Here is a 7797-nt window from a genome sequence, read left to right on the forward strand (position 1 = left end):
TGGGCTTTCGTTAGAAGGCTCATTCTATTTTTAGGTGGCTTGAGAGCCTTTAGTCAAAAATACAAGAAATAACGGATTAAGGGGTAGTATGGGGAAACACGTCGCAGTGACATTGGGCACTATTGAGCCCCTCGCATTTTTAGACAACATTAACTCGGGGAAAACCGCACTGATATGTGAAGGTGGTGGGCAACGAGGGATTTTTACTGCGGGCGTACTGGACGAGTTTTTAATTTCCGATTTTAATCCTTTTGACTTAATGATTGGTACCTCTGCTGGGGCACAAAATCTTTCTGCTTATATCTGCGGCCAAGCAGGTTATGCACGACGAGTGATTACTCGCTATACCACCAATTCTGCTTTCTTTAACCCACTACGGTTTATTCGTGGGGGGCACCTTATTGACCTTGACTGGTTAGTTGAAACAACGGCAAAAGAATTACCATTGCGGATGCAAGCAGGGCTTGAATTACTTGCATCAGGGCGCGAGTTCTATATGGGGACAAGCCGCAGCGATGACTTTATGGCTGAGTTCTTACAACCTACAGCAGATTCTTGGTTAGATATTATCCGTGCTTCGAGCGCTATTCCTGGTTTTTATCGAACAGGTGTTGAGCTTGGTGGGACTTTGTACCTCGATGGTGGGATCAGCGCGGCGGTTCCAGTTGAAGAGGCTTATCATCGTGGTGCTGAGACGATTGTTGTGATCCGTACAGTGCCATCACAAATGTATTTTACGCCTGAATGGGTGAAAAGAATGACTCGCTGGTTAGAGGGGGATAGTAATGGCTTGCAGCGCATGGCTGCAATGTTAAAAATTCACCTTAAAAGCTACCGTAAGACGCAGGAATTTATTGAAAATCCACCTAAGGATGTACAGATCTTTGAAATTTACCCACCGGTTCCACTCAAGAGCAGTGCGCTGGGAAGTAAAGTTTCTTCATTGAACCAAGATTATCATACGGGTAGACGATGCGGCCGCTATTTTATGGCGGCACTTGGGGATGCGTTTATTGAAAATAGGCGTAGATTTAGCCGTACCTTAGAGCAAAAAATAGAATTAAACCCGATTGATATACAAATCGAGCCAGAAGAACATCGAGATTTAGTCCCTACAATGGCTGCACAGCCCCTAAAAGGGATGCAAGCTAGTGAGAAGCTAGATGGATAATCTGCGGTTTATTGACACCCATTGCCATTTTGATTTCCCACCTTTCAGTGATGCATTTACTGACAGTTTAGCGCTTGCTAAGCAAAATGGGGTGAGTAAGATTATTATCCCAACTGTCAGTGTCGATAATTTTGCACGCGTGTGGCAACTCGCACAGCAGCACTCATCGTTGTATGCCGCGATGGGCTTTCACCCTTTGTACTTAAGCCAGTATCAAGATCAACACATTGATATTTTAGTCGATTACCTTAATAAAAAAGATAAAAACTGTGTGGCGATAGGGGAGATAGGGTTAGACCTTTACATGCAAAATCCACAGTTCGAGCATCAACAAAAGATACTTTCTGCACAATTAAGGCTGGCAAAACAATTCGATTTACCTGTTATTTTGCATTCACGAAAAAGCCACGATCAGCTAGCGGCGATATTGCGCCGTATGGATGTCCCTGCTTGTGGTGTTATTCATGGCTTTGCAGGGAGCTTATCTCAAGCACAAGCTTTTGTTAAACTTGGCTATTATATTGGTGTTGGTGGGACGATTACTTATGAAAGAGCCAATAAAACACGTAATGTGATATCTAATTTACCCCTTTCCTCGTTACTGCTAGAAACGGATGCACCGGACATGCCAGTGTCAGGTTTTCAAGGCGAGCCAAATCGGCCAGAACGTATTCAATGGGTTTTTCGTGCATTATGTGAACTTCGCCACGAATCCCCCGCAGAAATTGCCCAACAACTTTACAACAATAGTTTGTCGTTATTTAATCTAACGGAGTAAAACCGCAAATAAACGATAAATAATATTTATGTAAGCTTGCTACCTATCTATTTTGCTCCATTCATATTTTGCTTTGGTTGATGAGATGTTTAGTGCCTTTCCAGACTAAACCGAGTCTTGTTTGTGATTTTTGTCACATTATTTGAATTTTTATTGTTTATTGCACCACGTATTTGTGATGAGTATTGCGGGTTATTCATGATGACTAGGTATAATCATCAAACTAAGAGACAAGGTGACGTACACGTTTCCTTATATATCAATTTAAAATCAAGTGAACAGGGATCCTTCCATGCAGCTCATTATGAGTATTATAGGAATGGCGGTGCTTATCGCGATAGCCGTCCTATTTTCTAGCAATCGCCGGGCTATTCGACTCCGCACAGTCGGTGGTGCATTTTTAATCCAACTTGTTATTGGCGCATTTGTCCTTTATGTTCCCGCGGGGCGTAGTGTGCTCCAAGGAATGTCTGACGCTGTTTCTAAAGTTATTGGTTATGGTCAAGATGGGATGAGTTTCATCTTTGGGGGCCTTGTTTCCGATAAAATGTTTGAATTATTTGGTGGCGGCGGCTTTATTTTTGCTTTTCGCGTGCTGCCTATCATCGTCTTTTTCTCATCACTGATTGCGGTTCTTTATTACTTAGGCATCATGCAGTTAGTGATTAAGGTATTAGGCGGTGGTCTGCAAAAAGTCTTAGGAACCTCCAGAACAGAATCGTTATCAGCCACAGCGAATATCTTTGTTGGTCAAACAGAAGCGCCACTGGTGGTACGTCCATATATCGCAACAATGACAACATCTGAGCTATTCGCCATCATGTGTGGTGGTTTGGCATCTGTTGCAGGGTCAGTATTGGCGGGTTATGCTCAAATGGGCGTCCCAATGGAATACCTGATAGCTGCATCCTTTATGGCAGCGCCGGGTGGGCTATTATTTGCCAAGCTGATGGTACCAGAAACAGAAGATGTTAAAGACAGAGTTGATGCGACGGATTTAGTTGCTGAAGACGAGCGCCCTGCCAACATTATTGATGCAGCCGCTTCAGGGGCTTCATCAGGGATGCAACTTGCGCTGAACGTGGGTGCAATGTTATTGGCTTTTATCGCGTTGATCGCGTTAATTAATGGTATTTTAGGTGGAATTGGTGGCTGGTTTGATTATCCTCAATTATCACTGGAGCTATTACTCGGTTGGTTGTTCGCACCGATTGCATTTCTCATTGGGGTGCCATGGAGCGAAGCGACAGTCGCAGGGTCTTTCATTGGCCAAAAAATTGTTGTGAATGAGTTTGTTGCATTCATGAACTTTGGTGAGTACATGAAGGCAGATGCTGAGGTTTTAGCCGCGGGTAAACAAGTGTTATCTGACCATACAAAAGCGATTATTTCTTTTGCGCTGTGTGGGTTTGCTAACTTATCATCTGTCGCTATCTTATTAGGTGGGTTGGGCGGAATGGCGCCAAGTCGCCGCGGTGATGTCGCACGCTTAGGCATGAAAGCGGTTATGGCAGGTACACTGTCTAACTTAATGAGTGCAACAATTGCAGGCTTCTTCCTGACTTTAGGTGCAGCGGCAGTTGCTTGATGTTGTTTCGAGGGGCAAAAGCTGGCTCTCTTAAACAAATATAACGGAAGGGCTCTTGTCCTTCCGTTTTTAATTTGATGCGTTATATTCTTTTGTGAATTTTTATATCAATCGAAAATTTTCAACTACTCTTAACGTAGTAAATTAATGATAAAGCATGTATCGAAAAGCCATTTGAGAGAATAAAATGGCCGTCAGATTAGGTATAATTGTAATATGTATCACATTTATTATTTTAATAATGTAACATTCAGTCGATTAATGTGATTTGTAGCACATAAAATAACGCTATTCCATGGTCTACTATCATTAGTAAGCTGCTATGGAACTGCTAGTTCTCAGAGTAAAGTTACTCTAGGGCATGATGCGGTGAGAAGGATCTCAGCTGCTCAGTTCGGAAAGTATCCGACTAGCATCTTTAAGGAACCAAGCCCGCTCGCCAACAAAGAACGTGTCGTTCTGAAGAATTAACAACGTTGGAGAGTTATATGACTGATTTAAAAGCAGCCGCACAACGCGCGCTGACCCTGATGGATTTAACCACTTTAAATGATGACGATACTGATGCAAAAGTGATCGCATTATGCCATCAGGCGAAAAGCCCAGCAGGTAATACAGCTGCAATCTGTATTTATCCTCGCTTTATCCCTATTGCACGTAAAACATTACGTGAACAAGGTACTCCAGACGTCCGTATCGCGACAGTAACGAACTTCCCTCATGGTAATGATGACATCGAAATCGCATTAGCTGAAACTAAAGCGGCGATTGCTTATGGTGCAGATGAAGTTGACGTGGTTTTCCCATATCGTGCGCTGATCGCGGGGAATGAAAAAATTGGTTTTGATTTAGTGAAAGCCTGTAAAGAGGCTTGTGCTGCGGCAAATGTGTTGCTGAAAGTGATTATTGAAACCGGTGAATTAAAAGAGGCGGCATTGATCCGCAAAGCTTCTGAAATTTCAATTAAAGCTGGCGCTGATTTTATTAAAACATCAACAGGTAAAGTGCCTGTTAATGCAACATTAGAAAGTGCAGAAATCATGATGCAAGTGATCCACGATATGGGCGTAGCCAAAACGGTTGGTTTTAAACCGGCTGGTGGCGTTCGTACTGCAGAAGAAGCAGCAGATTACTTAGCATTAGCAGGAAGAATTTTAGGTGACGATTGGGCTGATAGCCGCCATTTCCGTTTTGGCGCATCAAGCTTATTAGCAAATTTATTAAATACGCTAGGTTTTGACGTTAAAAAATCAAGCAGCAATTATTAATTTTCGCAATATTGTTAACCGATAAATTCGACTTTAAAGGAGTATATCGTGTTTCTGGCACAAGAAATTATTCGTAAAAAACGCGATGGTAAACCACTAAGTGAAGAAGAAATTCGTTTCTTTATCAATGGTGTTCGTGATAATTCAGTATCAGAAGGTCAAATTGCTGCATTAGCAATGACTATCTATTTTAATGATATGACGATGCCTGAACGCGTTGCTCTGACATTGGCAATGCGTGACTCAGGGACAGTTCTTAATTGGAAATCACTTAACCTGAATGGCCCATTAGTCGATAAACATTCGACTGGTGGAGTAGGCGACGTGACTTCACTGATGCTTGGCCCTATGGTTGCAGCGTGTGGTGGTTATGTTCCGATGATTTCAGGCCGTGGTTTAGGTCATACTGGTGGTACATTAGATAAACTCGAAGCAATTCCAAATTTCGATATTTTCCCTGATGATTCCCGTTTTCGTGACATTATCAAAGACGTAGGTGTTGCCATTATTGGCCAAACAAACTCATTAGCACCTGCAGATAAACGCTTCTATGCCACCCGTGATATTACGGCAACAGTTGATTCAATTCCGCTGATCACCGCATCAATTTTAGGTAAAAAGCTGGCGGAAGGCCTTGATGCTCTTGTTATGGACGTCAAAGTTGGTTCCGGAGCATTTATGCCGACTTATGAAAAATCCGAGCAACTTGCAGAATCGATCGTTAAGGTCGCAAATGGCGCTGGTTGCAAAACAACCGCGTTATTGACTGATATGAATGAAGTATTGGCATCAAGTGCAGGTAATGCGGTTGAAGTGCGTGAAGCCGTACAATTTTTAACAGGTGAATACCGTAACCCACGTTTGTATGAAGTGACTATGGCACTGTGTGTTGAAATGTTAGTGTCTGGATCATTAGCGGCTAATCGTGATGAAGCACGCCAGAAGTTACAAGCGGTATTGGATAACGGCAAAGCTGCTGAAGTCTTTGGGCGCATGGTTGCGGCTCAAAAAGGGCCAGTTGATTTTGTTGAAAATTACAGTAAATACCTACCAACCGCAGTATTAAGCAAAGCGGTCTATGCACCAAAAGACGGTATTGTCACACATATGGATACCCGTGCATTAGGTATGTCAGTCGTGACGTTAGGTGGGGGACGCCGTAAAGCGTCAGACCCAATTGACTACAGTGTTGGTTTGAGTGATATCGCGGCGTTAGGCTCTAAAGTAGATACACAAACTCCATTAGCTATTATCCATGCGAACAGTGAAAAAGCATGGGAAGAAGCTGCGAAAGAAGTGCGGGATGCAATGGTGATTGGAGATAAAGCTCCACAAGAAACACCGATGGTATATCGCCAAATCAGCGAGTAATAAACAGAGATTTTAGTGGTATGTTGACTTGAATGTACCGCGGGAGAAAAAATATGAAACGCACATTTATTATGGTTTTAGATTCCTTTGGGATTGGTGCAGCGCATGATGCGCATAAATTCGGTGATGAAGGTTCAAACACATTGGGCCACATTGCAGATGCATGTGCTCGTGGTGAAGCAGATATTGGTCGTAAAGGCCCTCTTCATTTACCTAACTTAACTAAATTAGGTTTAGGTAAAGCAGGAGAAGAATCAAGCGGTTCATTCCCTGCGGGGTTAGATCCTAATGCAGAAATTATTGGTGCATACGGTTATGCAAGCGAAATTTCTTCAGGTAAAGATACGCCATCAGGTCACTGGGAAATAGCAGGTGTGCCTGTGCTTTTCGATTGGGGATATTTCTCTGATGAAGAAAATAGTTTTCCACAAGAATTGCTGGATACCTTAGTTAAAAAAGCCAACTTACCGGGTTATTTGGGTAACTGCCACTCATCAGGTACGGTCATCCTTGACCAACTGGGTGAAGAACATATGAAAACGGGGAAACCGATTTTCTATACTTCAGCAGACTCTGTATTCCAAATTGCTTGTCACGAAGAAACCTATGGCTTAGACAAACTGTATGAGCTGTGCGAAATTGCTCGCGAAGAGCTAACTAAAGGTGGTTACAATATAGGTCGTGTTATCGCTCGCCCATTCGTTGGCGATAAAGCAGGTAACTTCACACGTACTGGTAACCGCCATGACCTAGCAGTTGAGCCACCAGCTCCAACAGTATTAAAAAAATTAGTTGATGAAAAACAAGGTGAAGTCGTTTCTATTGGTAAAATTGCCGATATTTATGCGCACGTTGGTATCACTAAGAAAATCAAAGCAACAGGTATTGATGCACTGTTCGATGCGACCGTTGAAGAAATGAAGCTGGCGGGTGATAACACTATTGTATTCACCAACTTTGTTGATTTTGACTCCGCATATGGCCATCGCCGTGATGTAGCAGGTTACGCCGCTGCATTAGAACTATTTGACCGTCGTTTACCTGAGTTAATGAAACTGGTTAAAGAAGACGACATTCTGATTTTAACCGCAGACCATGGTTGTGACCCAACCTGGCCAGGTACTGACCATACACGTGAGCATATCCCAGTGCTGATTTATGGCCCGAAAGTTAAACCAGGCTCATTAGGCCACCGTGAAACGTTCGCGGACATAGGGCAAACAGTCGCAAAATACTTTGATTTGTCTCCGATGGAGTATGGTAAGCCAATGCTCTAATACCCATTACCCGTCATACTTTGAGCTGTAGCGGTGTTGGCTGCACAAAACCACCCTAATCACATACTTGTGTATGCTCATAGGGATGGTTTTACTTGCCGCCTTGCTACAACTCAAATTATTTAGGGTAATTTCGAGCAATTAAAGGGCGATGGGCGAGTTTTGTCGTCATGCTTTTAGCTGTAGTTCGTTGGCTGTACAAAAACACCCTAATCACATACTTGTGTATGCTCATAGGGATGGTTTTACTTGCCGCCTTGCTACAACTCAAATTATTTAGGGTAATTTCGAGCAATTAAAGGGCGATGGGCGAGTTTTGTCGTCATGCTTTTAGCTGTAGTTCG

The 7797-nt window shown here is 43.0% G+C and carries 6 protein-coding genes; all 6 read left to right on the forward strand.

All coding sequences use genetic code 11. From position 1 onward, the window contains the following. Window positions 1-88: 88 nt before the first annotated feature. Complete coding sequence (locus tag ACIPUA_RS17900; RefSeq protein WP_131680811.1) at window positions 89-1171, forward strand: patatin-like phospholipase family protein; 1083 nt, start codon at window positions 89-91, stop codon at window positions 1169-1171. Further along, window positions 1164-1949: a TatD family hydrolase gene (locus ACIPUA_RS17905; RefSeq protein WP_071547691.1), complete on the forward strand. Its 786-nt coding sequence runs from the start codon at window positions 1164-1166 to the stop codon at window positions 1947-1949. The genes ACIPUA_RS17900 and ACIPUA_RS17905 overlap by 8 nt, the downstream gene beginning before the upstream one ends. Before the next feature lie 304 nt (window positions 1950-2253). After that, window positions 2254-3537: a NupC/NupG family nucleoside CNT transporter gene (locus ACIPUA_RS17910; RefSeq protein ID WP_173424848.1), complete on the forward strand. Its 1284-nt coding sequence runs from the start codon at window positions 2254-2256 to the stop codon at window positions 3535-3537. Window positions 3538-4025: 488 nt separating this feature from the next. After that, window positions 4026-4805, forward strand: coding sequence for a deoxyribose-phosphate aldolase (gene deoC, locus ACIPUA_RS17915; protein ID WP_048608471.1), 780 nt, complete (start codon window positions 4026-4028; stop codon window positions 4803-4805). Window positions 4806-4853: 48 nt separating this feature from the next. Further along, window positions 4854-6176, forward strand: coding sequence for a thymidine phosphorylase (gene deoA, locus ACIPUA_RS17920; RefSeq protein WP_449059941.1), 1323 nt, complete (start codon window positions 4854-4856; stop codon window positions 6174-6176). Window positions 6177-6229: 53 nt separating this feature from the next. After that, window positions 6230-7453: a phosphopentomutase gene (gene deoB / locus ACIPUA_RS17925; protein WP_042849057.1), complete on the forward strand. Its 1224-nt coding sequence runs from the start codon at window positions 6230-6232 to the stop codon at window positions 7451-7453. Window positions 7454-7797: the final 344 nt, after the last annotated feature.

It is taken from the genome of Providencia sp. AGC89 (assembly GCF_053543535.1).

Excerpts from the sequence above, each read along its gene's own strand:
- ACIPUA_RS17900 (WP_131680811.1), top strand. The coding sequence starts at position 89 with ATGGGGAAACACGTCGCAGTGACATTGGGCACTATTGAGCCCCTCGCA.
- deoC (WP_048608471.1), top strand. The coding sequence starts at position 4,026 with ATGACTGATTTAAAAGCAGCCGCACAACGCGCGCTGACCCTGATGGAT.
- ACIPUA_RS17910 (WP_173424848.1), top strand. The coding sequence starts at position 2,254 with ATGAGTATTATAGGAATGGCGGTGCTTATCGCGATAGCCGTCCTATTT.
- ACIPUA_RS17905 (WP_071547691.1), top strand. The coding sequence starts at position 1,164 with ATGGATAATCTGCGGTTTATTGACACCCATTGCCATTTTGATTTCCCA.
- deoB (WP_042849057.1), top strand. The coding sequence starts at position 6,230 with ATGAAACGCACATTTATTATGGTTTTAGATTCCTTTGGGATTGGTGCA.